At 29.0% G+C, this 22,750-nt stretch carries 24 protein-coding genes, 3 pseudogenes and 1 riboswitch; of the genes and pseudogenes, 5 read left to right on the top strand and 22 right to left on the bottom strand.

Annotated features, from left to right (window positions below; all coding sequences use genetic code 11):
- The 7 genes and pseudogenes from T483_RS31730 to T483_RS0121265 all read right to left on the bottom strand — a co-directional run.
- Nucleotides 1–203: pseudogene (locus tag T483_RS31730) on the bottom strand (hypothetical protein); the annotation flags it as partial.
- A gap of 338 nt (nt 204–541) precedes the next feature.
- The gene (locus T483_RS30260; protein ID WP_080697116.1) at nt 542–775 is read right to left on the bottom strand and encodes a response regulator transcription factor; all 234 of its coding nucleotides are present in this window, start codon (nt 773–775) and stop codon (nt 542–544) included.
- A 74-nt stretch (nt 776–849) separates the two neighbouring features.
- Nucleotides 850–1,479, bottom strand: coding sequence for a hypothetical protein (locus T483_RS0121285; protein WP_242841904.1), 630 nt, complete (start codon nt 1,477–1,479; stop codon nt 850–852).
- 101 nt (nt 1,480–1,580) lie between these two features.
- Nucleotides 1,581–2,411: an ATP-binding cassette domain-containing protein gene (locus tag T483_RS0121280; protein WP_026888646.1), complete on the bottom strand. Its 831-nt coding sequence runs from the start codon at nt 2,409–2,411 to the stop codon at nt 1,581–1,583.
- 494 nt (nt 2,412–2,905) lie between these two features.
- Nucleotides 2,906–3,328 (bottom strand): cytidine deaminase, encoded by a 423-nt coding sequence (locus tag T483_RS0121275; protein ID WP_026888645.1) that lies wholly within the window; start codon nt 3,326–3,328, stop codon nt 2,906–2,908.
- 281 nt (nt 3,329–3,609) lie between these two features.
- Nucleotides 3,610–4,551, bottom strand: a complete 942-nt coding sequence (locus T483_RS0121270) for a DMT family transporter (RefSeq protein WP_026888644.1) — start codon at nt 4,549–4,551, stop codon at nt 3,610–3,612.
- Nucleotides 4,541–5,383 (bottom strand): AraC family ligand binding domain-containing protein, encoded by an 843-nt coding sequence (locus tag T483_RS0121265; RefSeq protein WP_026888643.1) that lies wholly within the window; start codon nt 5,381–5,383, stop codon nt 4,541–4,543. The genes T483_RS0121270 and T483_RS0121265 overlap by 11 nt, the downstream gene beginning before the upstream one ends.
- 245 nt (nt 5,384–5,628) lie before the next feature.
- On the opposite strand from T483_RS0121265, the gene T483_RS32260 reads away from it, so the two are divergent.
- The gene (locus T483_RS32260) at nt 5,629–5,739 is read left to right on the top strand and encodes a putative holin-like toxin (protein ID WP_236886675.1); all 111 of its coding nucleotides are present in this window, start codon (nt 5,629–5,631) and stop codon (nt 5,737–5,739) included.
- Between the two features lie 296 nt (nt 5,740–6,035).
- Here T483_RS32260 and T483_RS0121260 read toward each other — a convergent pair whose 3' ends face one another.
- From T483_RS0121260 to T483_RS0121245, 4 genes are all read right to left on the bottom strand, one after another.
- Nucleotides 6,036–6,425: a VOC family protein gene (locus tag T483_RS0121260; RefSeq protein WP_026888642.1), complete on the bottom strand. Its 390-nt coding sequence runs from the start codon at nt 6,423–6,425 to the stop codon at nt 6,036–6,038.
- 56 nt (nt 6,426–6,481) lie between these two features.
- Nucleotides 6,482–7,096: a sugar O-acetyltransferase gene (locus tag T483_RS0121255; RefSeq protein ID WP_026888641.1), complete on the bottom strand. Its 615-nt coding sequence runs from the start codon at nt 7,094–7,096 to the stop codon at nt 6,482–6,484.
- Nucleotides 7,097–7,361: 265 nt separating this feature from the next.
- Nucleotides 7,362–8,609: an MFS transporter gene (locus tag T483_RS0121250; RefSeq protein ID WP_026888640.1), complete on the bottom strand. Its 1,248-nt coding sequence runs from the start codon at nt 8,607–8,609 to the stop codon at nt 7,362–7,364.
- 32 nt (nt 8,610–8,641) lie between these two features.
- The gene (locus T483_RS0121245; RefSeq protein ID WP_026888639.1) at nt 8,642–9,523 is read right to left on the bottom strand and encodes a PHP domain-containing protein; all 882 of its coding nucleotides are present in this window, start codon (nt 9,521–9,523) and stop codon (nt 8,642–8,644) included.
- A gap of 191 nt (nt 9,524–9,714) precedes the next feature.
- Between T483_RS0121245 and T483_RS0121240 the strand changes: the two genes are divergently transcribed.
- Complete coding sequence (locus T483_RS0121240; protein WP_026888638.1) at nt 9,715–10,608, top strand: AraC family transcriptional regulator; 894 nt, start codon at nt 9,715–9,717, stop codon at nt 10,606–10,608.
- Nucleotides 10,609–10,897: 289 nt separating this feature from the next.
- On the opposite strand, the gene T483_RS29620 is transcribed toward T483_RS0121240, so the two are convergent.
- From T483_RS29620 to T483_RS32520, 4 genes are all read right to left on the bottom strand, one after another.
- Entirely contained in the window at nt 10,898–11,314 is a 417-nt protein-coding gene (locus tag T483_RS29620; RefSeq protein WP_242841921.1) for a YhcH/YjgK/YiaL family protein, read from the bottom strand.
- Between the two features lie 75 nt (nt 11,315–11,389).
- Nucleotides 11,390–12,397 carry a 3-dehydro-L-gulonate 2-dehydrogenase gene (yiaK, locus tag T483_RS0121230; RefSeq protein WP_026888637.1) on the bottom strand — a complete coding sequence of 336 codons (1,008 nt, stop codon included), beginning with the start codon at nt 12,395–12,397 and terminating at the stop codon, nt 11,390–11,392.
- A gap of 176 nt (nt 12,398–12,573) precedes the next feature.
- Complete coding sequence (locus T483_RS0121225; protein WP_026888636.1) at nt 12,574–13,596, bottom strand: zinc-binding alcohol dehydrogenase family protein; 1,023 nt, start codon at nt 13,594–13,596, stop codon at nt 12,574–12,576.
- Complete coding sequence (locus tag T483_RS32520) at nt 13,577–13,708, bottom strand: hypothetical protein (RefSeq protein ID WP_278247468.1); 132 nt, start codon at nt 13,706–13,708, stop codon at nt 13,577–13,579. Before T483_RS32520 ends, T483_RS0121225 begins: the two co-directional genes overlap by 20 nt.
- A gap of 306 nt (nt 13,709–14,014) precedes the next feature.
- Between T483_RS32520 and T483_RS0121215 the strand changes: the two genes are divergently transcribed.
- From T483_RS0121215 to T483_RS29615, 3 genes and pseudogenes are all read left to right on the top strand, one after another.
- Nucleotides 14,015–14,854 (top strand): helix-turn-helix domain-containing protein, encoded by an 840-nt coding sequence (locus T483_RS0121215; protein ID WP_026888635.1) that lies wholly within the window; start codon nt 14,015–14,017, stop codon nt 14,852–14,854.
- 218 nt (nt 14,855–15,072) lie between these two features.
- A pseudogene (locus tag T483_RS0121210) lies at nt 15,073–15,261 on the top strand (AraC family ligand binding domain-containing protein); the annotation flags it as partial.
- A gap of 23 nt (nt 15,262–15,284) precedes the next feature.
- Nucleotides 15,285–16,081 (top strand): annotated as a pseudogene (locus tag T483_RS29615) (epoxyqueuosine reductase).
- 269 nt (nt 16,082–16,350) lie between these two features.
- Here the strand turns inward: T483_RS29615 and sugE are convergent.
- From sugE to T483_RS31725, 7 genes are all read right to left on the bottom strand, one after another.
- The gene (gene sugE / locus T483_RS0121200) at nt 16,351–16,671 is read right to left on the bottom strand and encodes a quaternary ammonium compound efflux SMR transporter SugE (RefSeq protein ID WP_026888633.1); all 321 of its coding nucleotides are present in this window, start codon (nt 16,669–16,671) and stop codon (nt 16,351–16,353) included.
- 128 nt (nt 16,672–16,799) lie between these two features.
- Nucleotides 16,800–17,489 carry a radical SAM protein gene (locus tag T483_RS0121195; protein ID WP_026888632.1) on the bottom strand — a complete coding sequence of 230 codons (690 nt, stop codon included), beginning with the start codon at nt 17,487–17,489 and terminating at the stop codon, nt 16,800–16,802.
- Nucleotides 17,490–17,507: 18 nt separating this feature from the next.
- A complete protein-coding gene (locus T483_RS0121190) occupies nt 17,508–18,215 on the bottom strand; it encodes a B3/B4 domain-containing protein (RefSeq protein ID WP_026888631.1) in 708 nt (235 codons plus the stop codon).
- A 56-nt stretch (nt 18,216–18,271) separates the two neighbouring features.
- A riboswitch (guanidine-I (ykkC/yxkD leader) is annotated at nt 18,272–18,369 on the bottom strand.
- Between the two features lie 217 nt (nt 18,370–18,586).
- A complete protein-coding gene (locus T483_RS0121185; protein WP_026888630.1) occupies nt 18,587–19,933 on the bottom strand; it encodes a TPM domain-containing protein in 1,347 nt (448 codons plus the stop codon).
- A gap of 454 nt (nt 19,934–20,387) precedes the next feature.
- Nucleotides 20,388–20,804 carry a hypothetical protein gene (locus T483_RS0121180; protein ID WP_026888629.1) on the bottom strand — a complete coding sequence of 139 codons (417 nt, stop codon included), beginning with the start codon at nt 20,802–20,804 and terminating at the stop codon, nt 20,388–20,390.
- Nucleotides 20,805–20,962: 158 nt separating this feature from the next.
- Nucleotides 20,963–21,241: a hypothetical protein gene (locus T483_RS0121175; RefSeq protein WP_026888628.1), complete on the bottom strand. Its 279-nt coding sequence runs from the start codon at nt 21,239–21,241 to the stop codon at nt 20,963–20,965.
- A gap of 1,107 nt (nt 21,242–22,348) precedes the next feature.
- A partial coding sequence (locus T483_RS31725; protein ID WP_035790480.1) for a shikimate kinase occupies nt 22,349–22,750 on the bottom strand: 402 nt, incomplete at its 5' end.

Genomic DNA, 22,750 nt, shown 5'->3' with positions numbered 1-22,750 from the left:
GCTGGTCCGGTTGTTCCCGCTGGTCCGGTTGTTCCCGCTGGTCCGGTTGCTCCAGTCGCGCCCGGTAACCCTGGCGTTCCTGGAATTCCTCGACAACAATTACAACAACAACACGCTTTATAATCATAACAGAATTTATTAGGCGGATATATATATTGCCCATACTGATTATAATAACCTTTTGAGATATCTTCGTTCCTCATTTTGTCTTCTCCTTATTTTTATAAATATAGATTATTATATGATTATAGAGTGACATTGGTTAAGGAAACACATATGTTATGCTGTTCTTCATATTTTATTTTTTCATTAGAATGATTCATGCTTATTATTCTATAAGTAAGCAAATTGCGAAGAGTCTGTTTTAGAAAATTAGAATAAAATGCTAAACGAATATGATATATGATTTATATAGTTGACAGTCCCCTTTATTATTAATAAAAAATAAACTCCCGCTAGACTCTTATTTTCAAACTTATACCAAAAAAAGGATACTTATCCTAAGCTAATTGTTTTTTTATAAAATTCAACATAAAAACTTCTATATGCGCAATGTGACAATCAGTTCTGCTCTATTGTTTAATTCAAGTTTTTCTAATATCTTAGAAACATAATTCTTAACAGTACCTTCCGTAACAAACAATTCCTTCGCAATATCCTTGTTGGTTTTACCATCTATAACATGCTTTACAACTTCACGTTCCTTTGGTGTTAGTCTATCTATAAGTTTTTCTGTTTGACTATCACATTTGAAGTTTTCTTTATTAGCTTTCATAGAATGTAAGGCATTTATGACTTTTACTGTTACCTATTAACGTATTAGGACTGTCTATTATAAAATGGAGTATATCAAAACAACACTTTTTTCATTCTCTTTATTAATATAAAACTCTCTATAAAAATATAAATTATCATAATAATTAATGGCATAATTAAATTAGGTATATTAAAATGCATAAGATTTAAATATGCTGTTGAAACCTCATTTATAGGAGGAAAAATCCACATCACATATTTTGAATATGGAACCTCATTAATTACTGGTCCTTTAATTATACTCATTAATACAATAAAGATTGCACCTAATATAGCCATCTTTCTATTTGATATTAGTCTTGGTTGTAATAACATTCCAATTAATGCTCCTATTATTGATAAAAACGTGTGAATAAAAAACGAAACAAATATATCGCTGAATGTAACGGGATATTTAAAAACATTACAAATTAAATTATAAATAATAGGAAGTCCAACAGATAATATAGAAAAGAATACTCCTACTACACCCATAAAAATAATTTTAGATATCCAGTAGCGTGTATGGCTCTTTAGTTTTAATATTAAAACTTCTTCTGCAATTAATTCTATATTGCTACAATAAGTAAAACCAATCCAGGTCATTAAAGCAAAAAGAAAAGCTGCTGAAGATACCATGCTGCCTACAATATCAAGGAGTCTTATGGAATAAGCCATTACCATATATATTATAAAAATAAAAAAAGGCATTATATATTTGTGAGATTTTATGTACATTTTAAAATTATATTTTAATACCGATATTAACATAAGCTACATTCCTTTTACCTTTCAAAATACTTTAAAGTATAACCATTATTAATCATTTCTGCTAAAACCCTATTGCTTTCGCTTAATTTTGTTTTAAATTCTATATAATTCTCATTTTCCTGATAATCGTAGATTCCCTTAATATTTTGAGTCACAAAAGATTTATCTGTTTCCTTTCTATAAAAAGTCATTGAAGCATATTTCTCAGAACTAATATCTGTACTTTTAATTTCCAATATTTTAGAATCTTTAACCTGTAATATTCTACTAGATAATTGATCAATTAAAAATAATTCATGACATGACATTATTACTGTAACGCCATCTTTTATAAGCTCTCTTACCATTCTAATAAACGTTTTTTGTGAATCACTGTCTTGTCCAGATAATGGCTCATCTAATAACAAAATATCTGGTTTTGACAAAAGTGCCTGAACTACCGAAATCTTCTGCAGAGTTCCTTTAGATAAGTTTTTCATAGAAGTGTTTATCATATTTTCTAAGTTAAACTCCTCATATAAGTAATTAGTTTTCTTCACAAAATCATCTTTTGATATTCCTTCTATTTCTCCTATTAACTTAATATATTCACCTGCTTTTATATTAAGCGGTGAAAAATTTTCCGGAATATAATTAAATTTAAGATTTTTGTCTCGAATAACCTCTCCAGAAGTTATACTTGTAATACCGCTCAAAATCTTTATTAATGTGCTTTTCCCCATACCATTATGCCCTGTTAAAGCAATACTTTCGCCTTTCATTATATCTAAACTTATATCATCAAAAATCAATCTATTATCATATTTTTTCACTAAATTTTTTATTTTTATTATTGGTATATTCACAATATTCCTCCATTTATCATAATAAGCATGACTATATTCGTATTATACCACTTTTTACATAATAATAAAAATAATTACAATCACCACAGATTTAATATAACCTTTAAAGCTTAATGTATAATAGTTATATCGAACCATTTATTAAATATGCCATGTTACATAACTTCTAAAATAGTAGCTCCACTAATTGGCTCTACTATTTTAGAACTTGTCTTATTTCTTGTAATCTGTATTTTAATGCTAAATTATCCAGTTCTATTTTTAATTTTGAATTTTTAAGTTTAGCTGCAATTGGAGAAAATATTTCTTATGTAATAATCAAAGAATCGTTTAATAATCATATATTAAGCAGTAAAATAAACCCAACAGAAAACTTATATTCTCCGTTGGGTAGAGCTTTATATTGAAATAGTTATTTGATAATTCTAATATACAATCCATATTAACTAAAGAATGAACTGTATTATCCAGAATTTATATATAGTATTAATAATCTATTTTAAATTTTTACCAGTGAATGCTAACGGAAGAAGTTCTTCTAATGTATGTTCTAAATATTCTTCTGTGCTTTTAGCAATAATTATTTTAAAAGTCTTTAAATCGCAGAACTCTGCCATAACTTGTCTACATACTGCACAAGGTGCACAAAAGTCTCCTTCGCCAGGTTTTACCCCTTTTTTATTTCCTACTACTGCTATTGCAATAAATTCCTTTTTTCCTTCTGAAATTGCTTTAAAGAAAGCTGTTCTTTCTGCACAGTTTGTTGGCGTAAATGCTGCATTTTCTATATTACAGCCCTGATATATTGTTCCATCATCACAAAGTAAAGCCGCACCTACATTAAAATTAGAGTATGGAGTATAACAAAATTTTTGTGCTTCAAACGCTTTTTCTATCAATACCTTTGTATCTATCATATTTCATTACCAAACCTTTCTTTAAAATTCCAATATATTACTATATATTAAGGAATTAAATTGTACCACTATTATATAAGCATGTAAATATAATTTGATATGATTTAATATAGATACTCAGCTTTTAACTTAGACTTATGCGATACTTCACTGAAAGTAGAAACATTGTTATTTCTCAGGAATATGAAAATTTCGCTGAAAGCGCTAAATTGCAGCTTGCACCCCTAATATAATAGCTAACATATTATCAATGATGCTCGAATAAAGATCTTCATTTAGTACTATAACGCATTTTCTTTGTATTTTGCTCCTCCATCTTCTACTTTTCTCCTAAATTTTATGATCTGTTTTCCATCAGAAATAAAGAGCCCTAATAATGTTAAGATAATTCCTATAATTGAAATAAAGGTTATGTTCTCATGTAAAATAACAGCGGATGAAGCAGCCGTTATTACAGGGACCATATAAATATATATGCTTGTTTTAACTACTCCCAAAATCTTAACTGACCAATTCCAAGTTACAAAGCATAATGCAGATGCTCCAAAGCCTAAATATAAGATATTCATTAGATTTGATACATTGGTAAATCTATATAATTGAAGCTTGAAATCAAAAATAAATATGGCAGGTATCATAAAAATCAATCCATAAAAAAATACTTTACGAGTACAGATAATGGTATTGTATTGAAATTGACTAATTTTCTTCATAACAACAGAATAAACCGCCCATAAAATAGCAGCAAGTATTGCTAATATATCACCAAATGGATTTAATTTTAAAACAAATTTTCCGTTAAACTCTATAAGAAGTATCCCTACTATTGCTATTGTAAGTCCAATGAAAAAGTATGATGTTAACTTTTCATTATCTAAAAACAGATTGGCAAAAACAGCTGTAAAAAATAGAGCAATTGAAATAATTACACCTACATTAGTTGCAAGAGTATAGCTCAATGCGATATTTTCACAAAGGAAATACAAGGTTACTCCTGCTAATCCAGCTGCTGCAAAATAAAGTTCTTGTTTAAATTCAACCTTTTTTATATGATATGGACATATGCAAAGCAATGTAAGATAGCCAATTACAAATCTAAAGATCAAAATCTCAATTGGTGTAAAATCTTTTAATAATACCTTAGTTGAAATGAAGGTTGTCCCCCAAATTAAGATTGTCATAACTGCTGATAAATGTCCTGCTTTAACTTTGTTATTGCTCATTTTCTTTACTCCTATATCTATTAATAAAAATATTCATATATTGCTTTGGCGTTAACCCAATTAGCTTTTTAAAAAAGTTTGTAAAATGACTTTGATCTGTGAATCCTGTTTTGAATGCTACGTCTATTGGAGCAACTCCCTGTTCCAGCATTTTTTTTGCCTTACTAATACGAATTGTTTGAAGATAATTATATGGTGATATTCCCTTTTGTTTAGTAAAAGAGTGTAACAAATAATATTTACTTAATCCAGTTAAATTGCTTAATTGATTTAATGTTATATTTTCCATATAATTATTTTCTAGATAATCGCACACTGTCTTAATTTCTTCACTAGCTTCCTGTATAATCATTTCAGAAACTGGGTTTGAATATTCCCTTATCAATTGCTCCATTATGAATAGAAACAATTCATCTTTTTTTAAATTCTTCTCCTCCTCCATTATCATAAGATGTAACTCTTTTAAAGAAGATGTAAGTTCATTACGGAATAAAACAAATTCCGTAAAATTAGGTAGATACTCTTTTCCTGTTATTTCAAATGTGATTTTTTTCATAACATCTTTTTTAATATTAATGCACCTATAATCAAGCGTCCTATCATCAATTTGTTCGCACGTATGGATATCACCAGGATTAAATAATATTAAATCCCCTGTTTCTATAATGTACTGCTTATTTTTGCAAGACAAATATCTTTTTCCATTCTCAATAAACCCAATAACATAGTAGTCGTGAAAGTGATTGGGAAACTTCTGCATGATACCTTTAAAGTTATAAGCCTCTATGCTTAGCTCTGTATCAAAACAAACAGTCCTAACTTCATTTAACATCTATTTTCCTCCTTTCCTTATGTCTGTTTTTTAAGAATATCATAGAAATTAAAATAGTTCTTGTATGATGTTGTTCAACTTTTTATTTACAATGATTTCAGAAATTAACATGTACAATAATAGATTTTTATATATTCTTGCCACGACTTATATGGAAACCTTTTAAATATTATGATATAATTTCCATGTATAATTCAATAGTTTTGTGGGCTACTGGTATCACTTACCTCTTTTTTTGAAGGGAGGTGATACTTATCAGTAATGACGTTTTAACATTACTATTTCAAGGTGGATTATTCTTAATATCGCTGTTAACATTGATAGTGGTTCTTATAGAAAAAATCTCAAAAAAATAGTAGCCCCAGGTTCAATTGGAAGGCTACTATTTTTTAAATAAAAATCTTAGTGATACCAGTTGCCTAAGCAACTAGAATTATATACTATAGTGAAAAGCATATTGCAGTATGTTTTTCACTATTTTCATTTTTATACTATTTCCTTACACTATATGCAAGTTTTATTAGATAAATCATAGATTTAGAATCTTACTTATATTATATCAATTTTCACTAAAAAATAAACACATATTTTTATTTAAATTCACATCTATAAAATATCCTGTATATTATTATATTTCCTAAAGTTATTAGTCTTACTCAGTTATTTCTATTCTATTCTCATCTGGATCCAAAACACAACTTTCATAATACCCATCTCCAGTATAACGAGGTTCACTTACTACCTCATAACCTGCATTTCTTAATGACTCAGTAAGGTCATTAACTTTTTCAACACTGCCTACAGAAATAGCAATATGAATTAGCCCAATATATTGATTAATAGCATCATTTAAATTTGAAGGAATTGTTGGCATCTGCATAACTTCAAGTCTTGCTCCTGAATCGAATTTAATAAAATATGATTCAAATTGTTTTTTATGATTAATATATTTATCTCCAGCAACTCCTTCAAAATAAGTAACATAAAAGTCTCTTAATTTTTCTATATCCTTAGTCCATATAGCTACATGTTCTATTTTCATATTTGCACTTCCTTTATTATTAACTTAAAATTTCTACGCTGATCCATTAAATACAATTAAACGTTGTAATCATCAACATCAAACTCATTGTTTTTATAATAATATTTGCGGTCTTCTTCTGTAATCTCGCGTACAACCTTACATGGATTTCCTACTGCTATCACATTATCTGGAATGTCTTTAGTCACTACACTTCCAGAACCAATTACAACATTATTTCCAATTTTAACACCTGGATTTATTACAACACTTCCACCTACCCACACATTATCACCAATTATAACGTCAATTCCATACTCATAACCTGAATTTCTTGACTCTGGATGAATTGGATGTCCTGCAGTATAAATTGATACATTAGGTGCAAACAAAACATTCTCACCTATTACTACCTTTCCTACATCTAATATCGTGCAGTTATAATTAGCAAAAAAGTTATTACCCACTTCGATATTTTGACCATAATCACAGTGAAATGGCTGCTCTATAAAAACTTTATCACCAGTCTTACCTAAAATATCTTTAATAAGTTCCTCCATTCTATTCATTTCATCTGGACGAAGTAAATTATATTCATGTATTTTTAGCTTATTTTCCATTCTTTCTTCACTAAGTCCATCTAACCAAGCTTTATATGGTAATCCTGCTAGCATTCTTTCCTTTTGATTCATTTTTCTATTCCCCTTTTCTTTATCTATATAACTATTTTATTAATATCTAACATCTGCAAAACTTCCTTAGGCAAGAAGCTCATTTTTCCAAATTCAGATAGATTATATAAAAATCCACCTTATATTGTTCATTAAAACATTTACAATTACTTATATATCGTAATTAAGCTTCTAAATTGCAGCTCTAATTGAGTTGTCAGCTTGTCAAAGCTTTAAATATAAACTTATTATTGCAATATATATGCTACCTTATAAGAATATCTTTTTATTCTTCACCTTGAGGTACTTTGTATTTTAAGATAGCAATTAATATTAAGGAAACACTATAAACAACTGTAAATGCCAATGAAAATGCTATTCCATTTCTCATTGTTGCTGAATATATCATTCCTGCAATAACTCCTGCAATGCCTTGTACAAAGCTAATAAATGATATTCCTTCTGCAATTAGTTTATCATCTAAATGCCTCTGTGCAAATGCAAATGGAACAACTTGATGTATTCCAACTCCAATACCAATGATTGCAGTAGATATTACAATCACAAAGTAACTTGATATAAACAATGTTAATACATAAATAAGCGTCCCTATCAAAATAGCACCTGACATCAATATAACAATTGTCTTTGTGCACCCCTTTTTTGATATATATATGCCAGAGGCACTTGATAATATCATAACAAAAATATTGCACGGTGCAAGGATAATAGCACTAATAGTCGTGTTTGCTCCTAATACTGTCTGCGCATAAAGTGGTATGTAATTACCACTACATGAAATGCATGTAGCTATGAAAGTAATTAAAATTATTGTTAAATATCCCTTTTGTTTTAGTAATTTTACGATAAATAATTCTTCTTTATTGCTTCTATTTATATGAAGATTTTCTCCTTTATCATATTCCTTTATGCTGCTTTTTATAATGATTCTATTTTTTGTTTTACTTCTTGGCATAAAAAATCCCACAAATATCATTCCGATTATAAATAAAGGAAATAGGATAGCAAGGGATATTCTCCAACTCCATCTCTCTGTAAATATTCCACAAAGTACTGGACCCAAAATGAGCGTCAAAGAATAAACTGTCTGCATAATTCCAATCCTAACTGGATACTCTTCTTCAGATACTATATCGTTTATCATAGTAAATACATTTGCAAAAAATAGTCCCCAAAAGAAACCTGAAGCTCCTCTAGCAATAAGAAATACAGTTCCACTTGATGCTGCTGCACTAATTCCAACGCTTAAAGCAAACGCACCTACACTCCATATATACAATTGTTTACGTCCAAAATATTCTCCTGCTCTACCAGAAATAAGTAATGATATACTTCTTGCTAGTGGTTCTATTACAAACATAGCATTAAACAAATCTAACCTGCCATATTCACGAAACGCTGTAGCTGCATAAATTCCTGTGCTGCCAGCAAGATAGGATGCACATATATTTATTATGATAAGTCCAATAAACACTATATTTGCTTTATCTAAGTTTACTCTTTTGGCTTTCATCCCTCTTTTTCCACCTTTTAAAATTAATATGACTACAGAAAAGATTTTAATTCTGATATAATATTCTCTTCATTCCTCTCACAATCAGTTCCCCCTATAGATATACTAGGTTTAGTTTTTCCATGAAAATCACTTCCACATGTTAAAAGCAATTTATGTTTTAAAGCAAATTCCTTATAAAATGACACTTGTTCTTTGCTATGATAACTGCTATAAACTTCTATTCCTTTAATACCACACGAAATTATATCTTTTAATAAGTTGATATTTTCCCCAACATTATTTCCTGGATGTGCTAGAACAGGTATTCCACCACTTTCTTCAATGATTTTAATTGCTTCTTGTAAACTTATAAACTTTACTTCAGCATAAGCAGGTTTGCCTTGAGCACAATAATCCCAATAAAAATTAACATACGGATTATCATGTCTTGAACCATTCTCATAATATGGCATAAGTAATGGATTTTCATGATTCTTATCAAATTCCATTGCTGCTTCAGCAATCATCTCACCATTAACTACTCCATTCCTAGATAATGAAGTAATTACTCCATCTGAAAAGTCTATTCCTAATTCTCGAATCAGCTTCATACGTTTTTTTGAAGCACATTGTTCTTGCAATATAATATTCTCTTCAATTTCATAAAAAATTGGATTGTTATAGTCTATACCATATCCCAAGACGTGCAAATTAACCTTGTTAATAGTGCAATCCAACTCAATTGCTGGAATAATTTCAATACCTTTACCAGTGCAATACTCTTTCGCTGCCTCTATTCCTTTTACACAATTGTGGTCTGCAATAGAAAAATATTTTATGTTTTTTTCTAAACATAAATCAACTAATTTTTGAGGCTTAAACTCTCCATCATCACTATAAATAGAATGCATATGTAAATCAATATAACTCATTTTGAGTCTCTCCTTTTTTTATATTCTTTTCCCAATCAAAGTTATTTTCAAATTACTATCCCTTCAATTGATTTCTTTCTTCGTCTATATTATAATAATATTCCATAACAACTAATAAAAATATAAGAATACGCTATATTTTTATAACAATAGTATATTAATTAATATTCATAACTTTTGGAGGTGAAACTATGTTAAAGATGACACTGTTAAATGATAACTCAGAAGTTGTATCTTATAATTTCGCAGATTTTCCTGTTCGTGCGAAAAAGTCCTTGCTTTCAGATTATCCAGCTATGGCTGCTGCTAACCATTGGCATACCGATTGGGAATTCACATTGCTTTTAAAGGGTAAAATGTCGTATTCCGTAAATGGAAAAAGCTATGAATTGCAAGAAGGACAGGCAATTTTTATAAATTCTGAACAAATGCATTATGGATATTCTACTGATGGCTCTGATTGTAGTTTTATATGTATTTTGTTTCCACCATTTCTTCTTTCTAATATTGCAAGAATTAAAGAAACTTATATACTGCCGGTATGTGAAGATACCTTCAACCCATTTTTTATATTGAATCCAGAAATCATCTGGCAAAGAAACCTAATTGAGACTTTGAAAAACATTTATAAATTATGTAATGAAGAAAAAGATGGCTTTGAATTACATGTCATGAGCCTTTTTAATGTAATATGTTTAAGCCTTTATAGCAATATAAAGGAGAGTATTTCCATTCAAGAAACAGCTGATGATAAAAAACTTGAGGCCATGCATAATATGATAGGATACATACAGAAAAATTATCAGAAAAAAATTACTTTAAATGAGATTGCTGCTGCAGGAAATGTATGTCGCAGTAGCTGTTGTGATATTTTTAAGCTTATTTTGAATAAGACTCCTGTTTCTTATTTAACAGAATATCGTTTAGAAAAGAGCATTGAACTGCTAAAGGTTTCTTCCCTTTCAGTTACTGAAATAGCACTTCAATGTGGATTTACATGTTCAAGCTATTTTACGGAAATATTTCATAAAACACTAGGGTGTACTCCCTCTCAATACAGAAAAAAGAAATTTAATATTTTATAATAAAATAGATTAATTTGATGATAAGGCAAATATCGTATGCAGTGGGATATGCTGAAAGTTGGTATTTTATACGCCTCATCTTAAAATACGAAATGTTTATATATATTTTTGTGTAGACATCCTACCCTCCTTAATTTTTAATACTTTTAATTAGGAAGATAGAATTTGTCTACTTTTTTCCATAACTCTATTTAACTTTGCTCTACCATTTAGTCTTTAAGTAACAGATTTTAATCCTATATGATCTCTTTTATTTTTGTAATTTCAGACATTATTTATATTATTCGTTCTACAAACAGTTTACTGATACTTTTATTACTACTTTTCTTATCTTTTCATTTTTTTCATAATTACACGCAGGTCTATGGACATCATAAGGAAAGAATATAGCAAAAGCGCCAGGATTCATTTTTAAATAAATTTCATCTTTAATATCATTTTCATAGAAGACATTATCGTCTTTCTCTAAAAGATTTTCACTAATTTTCTGTTCTCCTGTCTTTCTAGCAAACCCAATAATCTCTTTACCATGAAGAGAATATTGTATATCTATAAATTTACCATGCGTTTCTGGCCTTCTTTCATCCAAAACCGCAGTTTCTGTTTCAAATATCTTTGCAAAAATTTCGTTTCCTTGAATTTCATATGTTCCATTTTCTAATGCATTAAAATCTGTATTTTTTAAAAATTCAAGTGCTTTAACTATTGCTGCTGGATATATTTTTTTTCAATTTCTAAATGATTCAAATCTCCAAATATCATTTTATAATCACTCCTTCATCTATAAACTTAACAATTCATTCCAAACGCCATCATCTACAACAATTCCATTTTTCATTTGATCTTCTCTTTTATTCTTTGAATTTTCTCCAGGATAATATATTTCTCCTCCATCTTTTGTTGGTTGAGCCCCTTTAATATATTCTACAGTATTATCAAGTAATTGTTCAACCTGATCTTTTCCTAGTATTTTATATGGATCTATCGCAATAAATACTTGATTGCAACTTCCACAACTTCCTTTTTGAACTTTATCTATCTCAGCAGTAGCCAATCCACCTGATATTACAGCTGATATTACATCTAATAATATTGAAAATCCTGAACCTTTCCAGTAACCCATAGGTAGTATTCTCATACTTTCTTCAATTGGTCCTGGTTCTGAAGTTAAATTACCTTCTTTGTCAAATCCTCCAGGGAAAGGAAGCAATTCGTTTTTTAATCGTGTAACTTGTAATTTTCCATAAGAATATTGAGACATAGCCATATCTAGAACTATATTTCCCTTTTCTCTTGGAACTGCCATAATAAAAGGATTATTTCCTACACAAGTACTTTTAGATCCCCATGCAGGCATACAAGATTCTGTGTTTGTCCACAAAATACCTATATAACCTTTATTAGCTGCATCCCATCCATATGTTCCACCTCTCATCCAGTGAGTTGTATTTTTTAGAGTAACAAGTCCAATTCCCTGACTCGAAGCTATTTCCATGGCACGATTCATTGCAAACTTAGCATTAAGTATTCCTGGCCCCATATTTCCATCATAGTTTTCTACTGAAGAAAATTTATTCACCAAAGTAGGCTCCGCATTAACATCAACCCATCCCCTTTTTGCATAATCAACAAATCTGCTAACACGATTTAACCCATGTGAATAAACTCCATCTGCACTGCTTTCTGTGTGAATTTGTGCACAAATATCAGCTTTTTTCTCTTCCATTCCAACTGATAATAATACACGCTTAATTTCATTTTTCATTGTTTCAAAAGATATTCTTGTCATAAACAAATCCTCCATTTCATTTTCTTGTGTAAATTCTTGCATTATTTAAACATTTACATAGCTAATATTTTTCTTTGACAATTTTATAGCTTGTGTAAGTTTTCTAACATTAGATAAGTTTTTTATGAACTTTTGTTTTTCCTTAATTTACAATATTATTATTCTATAAATTTTGTTTAATTACCAAAAGTCAGTACAATTTTTCTAATACTAGGATCCCTACTATCTACGAAATCAAATGCCTTTTGTGCATCTAAAAAATTAAATTTATGAGAAATGCTATTTGTTAAATCTAACTTTCCTTCTTCAACTAAGTTAAGAACCTCCTGGAATTTTTTATTTTGTAACCTAGAGCCCCTTACATCCAATTCTTTTGCAGTAATTTTGAATTGTGTAACAGCTGTTGGTTCTACAGAGAATCCCATTGTAATTACTCTACCTGCATTTCCTGTTAACTCTAAAAGTGTAGCAAGAGAATCTTTTGTGCAAGCTGCATCTATAGAAACTGTTGGACCGTATCCTCCAGTTAATTCTCTAGCTCTTGCTACAACATCTTCTTTTAAAAGATTAATTCCATATGTGGCACCATTTTTCTTCGCTTCTTCTATTTTTTCATCTACTACATCTACTGCTATAATAGTAGCTCCACTTAATCTTGCAATTTTTAATATGCTGCTGCCTAGAGCACCACATCCAAGAATAAGTAATGTATCTTCTTTAGTAAGCTCTGCTCTTGAACAACTTTGTACTGCAATAGTAGCAGGTTCAATCATTACCGCATCTTCATATGATAAATTATCCGGTAGTACATATACATCTGATTCTGGTACTGCAATATACTCACGATATCCACCATGAATATGTACCCCTCTTACATTTAGGTTAGCGCAAACATTTCCTCTTCCTTTTCTACATGCATAACACTCGCCACAATTTACCACTTGATCTACAATTACTCTATCTCCAGCTTTAATCTTAGTAACATTACTACCAACCTCTACTACTTCTCCTACCATTTCATGACCAATAACTCTTGGATAAGTAGCTGCTGCATTCTGCCCATGATAAATATGAACATCAGAGCCACAAATTCCAGCTGCTTTCATTTTTATTAATACATTATCATGTTCAGTTATTACAGGCTTATCCATTTCTATTATTTGCAAATCATTTGGTTTGTTAATCATAACTGTTTTCATAAGACTTTCCTCCTTTTTTAAAATAGCTTTTTTCCAGTTCATCATTTTTTAAATCAACAAATTCAGACATTAATCCATGATTTTTATGCATATCTGATTTGTATAATTCCATTTAATCTAATGAAACTTTCTCTAGAACTATTGCAATAGTATAGAATGAACAATTATAATAGAAACAGCTATCCCGACTCTGTTGTTAGGTTCTTTATCTTCAAGTATATTGTATATTAATTCGATTACATAAAACATGTACAATGTGCTTATATTTGTACTATCTTACTATATTTTATAGAGAAATTATACATGCTCAGTTATTTAATACTTCATCGAATACCAGCTATATATAAGTCAATAATTCAAATTACTTACCTACATAAATTAAAAACATAACATTTAGAAAGGAGCGATTCTTATTAACTTGTTCAATATCGAAGATTTCGAAAATATTTTTACACAAATTACATATGTAGCCAATCGTGAATGTACTCCTAATTGGCAATTCAAAGGTTCCCCTATCTACGATAAACATAACATTATTTTCGTTTATGATGGTGAAGCTGTATTAACATGTAACAACAATGAATTTAAAGTTACTAAAGGAAGTCTTGTATATTACAGACCAGGCGATTCTCGTAAAGGATATACTTTTCCAGATAACTTAATGAAGTGTTATACTATAGATTTCCTATATACATTGCCTTATTTCAATGGTGATAGTTGGGAACTGCGTAATGCAGAATTACCTTTTTCCAGCATAAATAAGATTGAAGATAAATTCTTATTTTCTCATCTGCTAGACTTATTTTCTAAGTTCACAAGAACTTGGTTATTTGAAAAACATAATCGAGTTATTAAGGGTAGAGCTATATTTTCAGAAATTTTATCTCTACTTTTACAAAAAAACTTCGAAAATGATTTTAATTACGATAACATACGTAAAGTTGAAAAAGTAATTTCGTATATGACAGATCATTTTACTGATAAGTTGACATTGAATGATCTATCATTGGCTATTAATATAAGCCCATCCTATTTGGAAAATATTTTTAAAAATGTGACAGGAAAATCTCCCATTTCATATCTAATTGATATACGAATTCGTAAATCAAAAGATTTACTAAAGGATGGTCACACAGTATCTGAGGTTTCATCTTTAGTTGGTTTTAATGATATTTTTTACTTTAGCAAATGCTTCAAAAAATATGTAGGAGTATCTCCTTCTCAATACAAATCAATTAACATAAGTTCGATGGAATGATTTAAGAAGATTCATATACATGTCCGCCAAGCTCAGCAGTTCTACAATCTTTAACCAAATAAAGTGTTGTTAAATAACATGAATCACAAATTGTATGACTGACTATTATCATAATAGCTTATTGGAGGTATGGTATCTAAAATAGCACCTCCATATCTATGCTATAATAAATTTAATATATCAATCGTAAATTATAAAAAAAGAAAGGAGTAATACTCTTGGATAATATAAAATGTGAGCGTAGAATATATAATTTTAAAAGTAATACTCATGCTCATGAATATGGACAACTTATCTTGCCACTTAAAGGTGCCCTTTCTATAAAAACTGATTATAAGAAATTAGATTTAAAAGATGATTCATTATTCTTTCTTCCTCCAGATTGCAAACATACTTTTAATAATAATACTAGGAGAGGATATGCTTTAGTATGAAAGAAAAAATCACTAAATTGATAAAAAACTTTGTTAAAGAATATGAGAAGCAAGATAATATTTCAACCAAATGGGGTGAGCCTTTAGTAGGTTTTGCTGATGCTAATGATCCTTACATTTTAAATTTTAAGGAGCTTATTACACCAACTCATAAATTACCAATGGATGTACTTTCCGATGCATCAATTGTCATAGCATACTTTGTTCCATTCACTAAAGAATTGGCTAGGACCAATGGAACTCCTGGGGATATTTCCTCCCCTGAATGGGCTTTAGCTTACGAAGAAACCAATGCAATGTTTGTTAATCTTAATGAATATATAATATCAGAACTACGAAAACTTGGATATCATGCAGATATTTCGCCTGAGGCTTCTACATTTGACCAGAAGATATTAAAAACAATTGGTCTCATCGTCATTTTGCAAAAGCTGCTGATCTTGGAACCTTTGGTATAAATAATATGCTTATAACTAAGGTTGGATGCTGCGGAAGGTATAACACCATTGTAACAAATCTAGATGTAAAAGCAGATTCTCCTTTAAAAGAAGAGCTTTGCCTATATAAAAAGAATGGAAGTTGTGGTATCTGTGTAAAACATTGTCCATCAGGTGCATTGACTCTAGATGGCTATGATAGACATAAATGCTACATCGTATTAAGAAAAAATGGAGAATTATATACAGAGTTTGGAAGTTCTTACACTGATGAATCTGGTGATGATCCAAACAGTGTAGGTAGTGAAGTATGTGGAAAGTGTGTAGTAAATACACCATGCACATTTTTTATCTGATAGTTTGCATCTGCGACCTTCCCTCTCTACTATAAATATACTACTTAATAAACTCAAAAGCTTATGTGTAAAATTCTTCTGCCACAATATAAAATGCTCTAAAATTAAGAACCTAAATATAAAACTTGGCTTCTCACTTTTAGAGCATAACTTTTAATGAATATTTTTATTACATACTCACATAATAATTTTAGTTATATAGTATATACCTTAAAATTATGAAAGAAGGCTTATCAAATAAAAAAGAAGATTACATATAAAATCACTAGTTAATGTGAAGATACAATCTTTAATCCAACTATCCCAACCACTATAAATCCAATACAAATTATTCTAATTATATCAACAGGTTCTTTAAATAGTATTATTCCTAAAGCTACAGTGCCAACTGTACCAATTCCAGTCCAAATTGCGTATGCAGTGCCTAAAGGAAGACTCTTTAATGCCAACGATAAAAAATAGAAACTTGCTATCATGCCAGCTATAGTAAATACACTTGGTATAAGCTTTGTAAATCCTTCTGAATACTTTAATCCTATAGCCCATCCTGTTTCAAATAAACCTGCAATAATTAACATTAACCATGTCATGAATTTCACTCTCCCTATAATATTTATAAATAACTATAGTTCATAGACTGTATAGTTTTGCTATTTTAAAAGTTATCAAACAATTTGACCTATAAATTTCTTATTATAAACATTAGGTAGTATTTTTATTAACTATTTAGTAATTCCTTTGAAATCTCTTCAAATCTTTCATCAGTTATGCCAAGCTTTTTCTTAAATTTTTCATCTTCCATTCTTTCAACTATTATCTTGTCAGGAGATATTTCTTTAATAATTTTTTTCATCTTCTGAATTGACTCCTCATCATCGTTATATCCCTTAATTATAGTAACCTCAAATATAAATTTTCCATTGTACTGTTTATTAAAGGAAACCATATTTGAAATATATTCATTAAGAGTATATCCTTCGATTGGTCTTTGGATTTTTTGAAAATCTTCTTCTGTTATTGTTTTTATCTCTCCAATAACCTCATCACATCTATTGGCTATTTCTATGTATTCATCTCTGCCTAGTAAATATCCATTAGATAGCAGTCGTACTGGTAAACCTTTATCTTTAATTAGGTCAATTATATAACCAATTTTATCATTAACTAGCGCCTCCCCTTTGGAGTTAATAAAAATTAATTCTACATTAGCATTTTCTATCATACTTTTTAGTTCTTTTAATGAATTATCCATTTCATCAAATGACTTCTGAGTATCCACCTTATTTTGCGACCTTCCAATAGGACAAAATATACAATCAAAGTTACAATGCTTTTCAGGAAGTATGTTAACTTCAAGCACCTTTTTTCCATCCTCTATATAAATATCTTTATAACTGAAACCACTCATTAATTTATCCTCCCAAAATTACTCTATTGTTACTTCTTTATTATTAATGTCAAGAATCGAGATTTTACATATTCCGCCTAAACTATCTTGCACAGCTTTTGATAAATCCTTTAGAACATTCTCAAACTCTTCTGTTCTTCTTTCATCGATTAATTCAATGCATAAAAGAGCATTTTGGGTATTTTCAGTAAGCATTGTTCTCACTGCTTCACGCCAATTAAAACATCTGCATATTGCACCTTTATCATCTTTGTAAACTACTTCTCCTTCATATGGAGGTGAGTTTTCGTCTGTTCCAAGTGGAATAAATTCCTCATTTCCAACGGCAGTAGTTAACCTTATATCTCCTACAAATTTATCTATATCCTCACCACCACATGGCAATCCATATCTTAATGAAATAGAATTATAAATATCAACTAATGGATTAATAGTTCCTAAATTATTTCCATTATTCACTCGCTTTAGTAATGCCTCAATGGATGATCTTGCACCTTTCTTTGTTTTAAACTTTTTAAATGCCTCTCTCCATACTTTTATAACTTCATTACTACTGAATTCTGTATTGCTTAAATATTTCAAAGCTTCCTTTTCTGAATTGCAAATCATATCCTTATACTTGTCTTCATCTTTTATTGAGTTATCTATCCCCTGGCAAATAACAACACCTATCCTCGCATTAGGAAATAGACTCCAAAAATCATTTTCAATAATAAATTTTTTCATTAATCTGTGCCTCCTTAATAATAAAAATAAAAAAAGCCAAGGAGATATTGTAAAATATCTCCCAGGCTTTTATCCTTCCGTGAACATAGTATAAACTATGCGTTTTCTCTCGGACCTGCCAGTTACAAACTGCGGAACCCTAGAAAACTTAAATATATAATTAAATTATAATTTGTAATCTGAAAATTGTAAATTAATTTTAGCACAATACAAATGTTAAATCAACTCTTTGTGTAATTACTTATCAGTAAATTCTGCATCCATAGCATATTCTACTGATATCACCTTATTCAATTTTTATATGATGTAATTCCATTAGTTACTTTTGCTTTAAATTTACTTAATAATAAATTGGTTTTGTCCATCTTATTTTACCAATCACTAGATCCAGAATCTGAGCTAGATGATGAGTCATCTGAACTTGAACTTGAGTCGCTATCTGAATCCCAACTAGATGATGATTCTTCTGAGCTTGAACTTGAGTCATCATCTGATCCCCAACTAGATGATGAACTATCTGAATCTGAACTTGAATCGCCATCTGAGTCCCAACTGCTTGTACTATTATCTGAATCCCAATTACCAGATAAATATACTGAATCGCTACTTGAATCTGATGATGAGTTAGACTCCTTAGAACTGTTGTTACCCAAGCTATTAGAATTATATGATGAAGTTTCCCTATAATGTTCGTTATCATCTCTATATCCATGTTCTTCATGATAATGCTCATTATAATGTTCATGATGATTACGTGAAGATTCAGATACCATTTCACCTACGATCATACCTTCTAGAAAATCATTATTACTATTATTGTTATTTATTATAGTAGTACTATTTACATGGCTGCCTGAAGGATATGTATCATAATTGTTTGATCCATTATCTGAGGTCCTTGTTGAGTTATTATTAAAAGCCGAATTATTGTTATTAAAATTAGAAGAAGACTCATTATTGTTTCTATAATCTGAGTCATTTCCGTGACTTGAATAATTTTGCTTTGTTTCACTTTTACTTACATTACCTGAATGAAATGAGTTATCATCAGAATCTAAATATGATTCTAAATTATTTTCCTCAGCGAATTTCTTTTTTCTTTCTTCATAATCTTTATTCATTTTATTTTTTATGACTTTAAATAATATTATTGCAATTACTATGATAGCTATTATAATAATAAATACCCCAAAATAATTTGTTTTATGCGATACAGTTTTTGAATAACCATCCTTTACCACCTCAGCTTTGCCAGTATTAACTGCCTTAGTTGTAACTTTTTCATCTAGTGCCTTTCCAACTTTCATAATTCCGCTATCAAAATTGTTAGCTTTAAAGTCTGAATTTGGTAATGCAACAATATTGGATATATCTGATTGGGACAAAATATCATTTGCCTTATCGCCAACTAAAATTTTATTTTTCTTATCACCTATTGATGTTACAAATAAAATGTATTGCTCTCCACTTATATTGCTCTTTGCATATTCTTTCGAGTAATCATCAATACTTTTTCCATTCAATGTTTTGACTACATCAAATTTAACTATTACATCTGTATTCTTTTCTATCTTGGCTAAGTTTTCTTCAACAGTATTAATAGTATCTTGTTTTAAAACTTTGGCATCATCTACTATATGCTTATCTGCTGCATACACCCCAATTGACATTAGTAATAATAATATAAAACTTGATAAAATAATTCTCTTTACTTTCATCTCTTTTCCTCTCTTTATTATAATTTATTTTTAATATATTAAATTTATGTGCTATAAACTAACTATAATTTATCTTAGTTTTTAAAAAGTCTATTGAGTATTCAATTCACTTAAATTCAGATACCTTTTCACCATAATACTTTTTAATTTCAAAATTATTACTCTTGATTATATTAATTATTAAATTTAAAAATTACTGTAAATTGTTATAAATTATATATTTACTATCTTGATATATGCTAAAATCAACAGCTTGTACTACTTAACCAGTCAGTCTAAATATAATATTTACTAGTATTTTAGGCACAAAAATACTCCTTTTAATGTAGACAGACTTCTATTTTTTAATCTGTTTACATTAAAAGGAGCATATCACTTCTGAAATAATTTGATACTTGTTTATTTCAGATAATTATAAAATATATGTGATGCCATTAAATTTTTCAATACTAATTTAAACTACAGCTTTTTTACTCATAATTGCTTTAATATTTAATATAATACATATCAAGCTTATAATAAGGCTAATCATCGATGTGTAATAAAAGAAATATCCACTGCCATATATCTTTATTAATCCAAAAAAGCAATACGCAGGTCCAATATCACCACCATCAAAAAGAAATACATTAAAAAGAATATATGTTAATAAACCAAGATAAAATGCCTTCCTTTTTTTAACTCTTCCTTCTTTGCGACTCGTTAAAACATAAATTATACCTGAAATCAATAGAATAGTGTTATATGCTAAAAATGGAATAATAAAAATTACTCTTATCCACCCTAAGTTTAAAATATACGAAATTATGCCAACTATAACTGTTAATACTACTAGCACTAAATCAGCTGCTTGTTGTTTAGTTTTTATCAATTCTAATTGCCTCCTAATATCACAAGTTAATATATATATTTAAAAGTTAATACTTTCTACAATATGCTCTAATATGATATAAAAATATATACTGTTTTGCTTTCTTACTAATAAGCTACTGTTCTGAATGAAGTATACTATAAATTGTAAATATATTGTTATTTAATCTTTTTATTATTAAATGGCAATATAAAAACAATAAAGTAGAAAGTTGCTCCAGCTAAAAAAGATTTAAGCAAAAAGTGATACTCTCTTGAAGAAAAGTTTTCAATAATTGATGTGCCAATAATATTAAATACTGCAGCAATTAGAAATAAGCTAATTCTCATATGTCTTTTACTATTTATTAATCTTTCTACGCCTAATCTTTGACAAAAAAAGTCTGTTATAAAATATGCTACAAAGCAAGCTACAAATCCTAAAAACAAGCTATTCATAAAGATCATTCCCCTTATAATATAAATAATGCAATCAAGTTATTCTTCCTCTATATTTCTATTATAGCATATACTGTAAATGCATTTTTTGTTTGTCCAAAATTCAAGGAATGTATCATTTGTTTCTTCTACTAAATATTTTTACACATAGCTGTAGCAAACAGCCACTTATAATTACTAATATAATATAGCTAATTATATTGTGCTTCAATTTGATAATTTCAAATCCTACATAGAAGGTTAAAAAAAATAACACGAATATAGTTAGAGAATATATTATTCGAAACATTTTATTACTTTTCATGTATTATCACTCTCCAATAAATTACTATTATGAATTATACAGTTAGTTTGTCCTACTTGCTTACCCTTGTCAGGGCACTAATTATTTTAAACTAAAATTATGCTTTTAATATTTCATGCTATTATTTCAACATTACTGGTTCAAAACCAAGCATTCCTGTAATAAATAACATAAAAAAGTTTTCATTATTTTAAATTGTCTTTTCTATCTAAAATATAATGAAAAGAAATAATAAATGGAATTATACAAATAAACCCTACCAGCATTTGCATTGGAAAGTTAAAGTAGATTCTTTTATGGTAATAGGCATTTGTAGATAGAATTGATAATAAATATCCCAAAATTGTACATGTACAAATCTTTTTCATGTGATAAAACCTAATATAGTTCCAATTAAACTAATAATCGCTAATGTACTCATCTCTAAAACAGTACTATGCCATAGTGAAACCCCTGCCGATAATTGACTTAAGTCATGCAAAAAAGACATATAGAAAAAGACTATTATACTTCATTAATAAGTTTCCTATAAATAGACTTAATTTACTTATACAAGCTAACATTGGCTTAAAAAAGTTATCTATAGTAATCACACCTTTCTTTATTCATATTATAAGTGAAAATTCACTCTTAGCTAAAATTCTTGCTTAAACCCACAATTATTCACTAATTGTAATATATTTTGTAAAGGTAGCATTACTTAATTATCAAAAAATATCAATGTAATTTACTACGTAAAATTTTAAGATTGCGAATTACCTCAACGATAAATTGGAATTTTTACATCAAAATTCTCAATAAACTTACTCTTGAGAATCCAGTTTCCAATATTCATGGACTATTATTTCAACATTCTTATTTAACTCCCCATCACCACTTAACCTAAGTACTTTACAAGGCAACGAATCTGCCCATTGTGTATGGGTGCTCATACATGGAGAGCCATCTGTATCATATCTTGCTGAGTTATCAAGAAAACGGCAATGTACTTCATACATATCGCCACCTTCTAAAATTCTCTCTCCATATACTTCATATTCTCTCTTATGAATTCGGGCAATTCTAGTATTAACAGATGCAGTAATATGTATAGCTAAATCAAATAATGGAACAAAGGGCTGATTAAAACTATCCATTGAACCTGCCATCACAAAATGAGTTCTTTTTGATATATCTGTCATTAATCTGTTAATCTTTTCTTCATG

Origin of the sequence: Clostridium beijerinckii HUN142 (assembly GCF_000621745.1) — a bacterium.
Lineage (GTDB): Bacteria > Bacillota > Clostridia > Clostridiales > Clostridiaceae > Clostridium > Clostridium beijerinckii_A.
The sequence above is the reverse complement of the archived record's forward strand: the minus strand, read 5'-3'. Positions and strand labels throughout refer to the sequence as shown.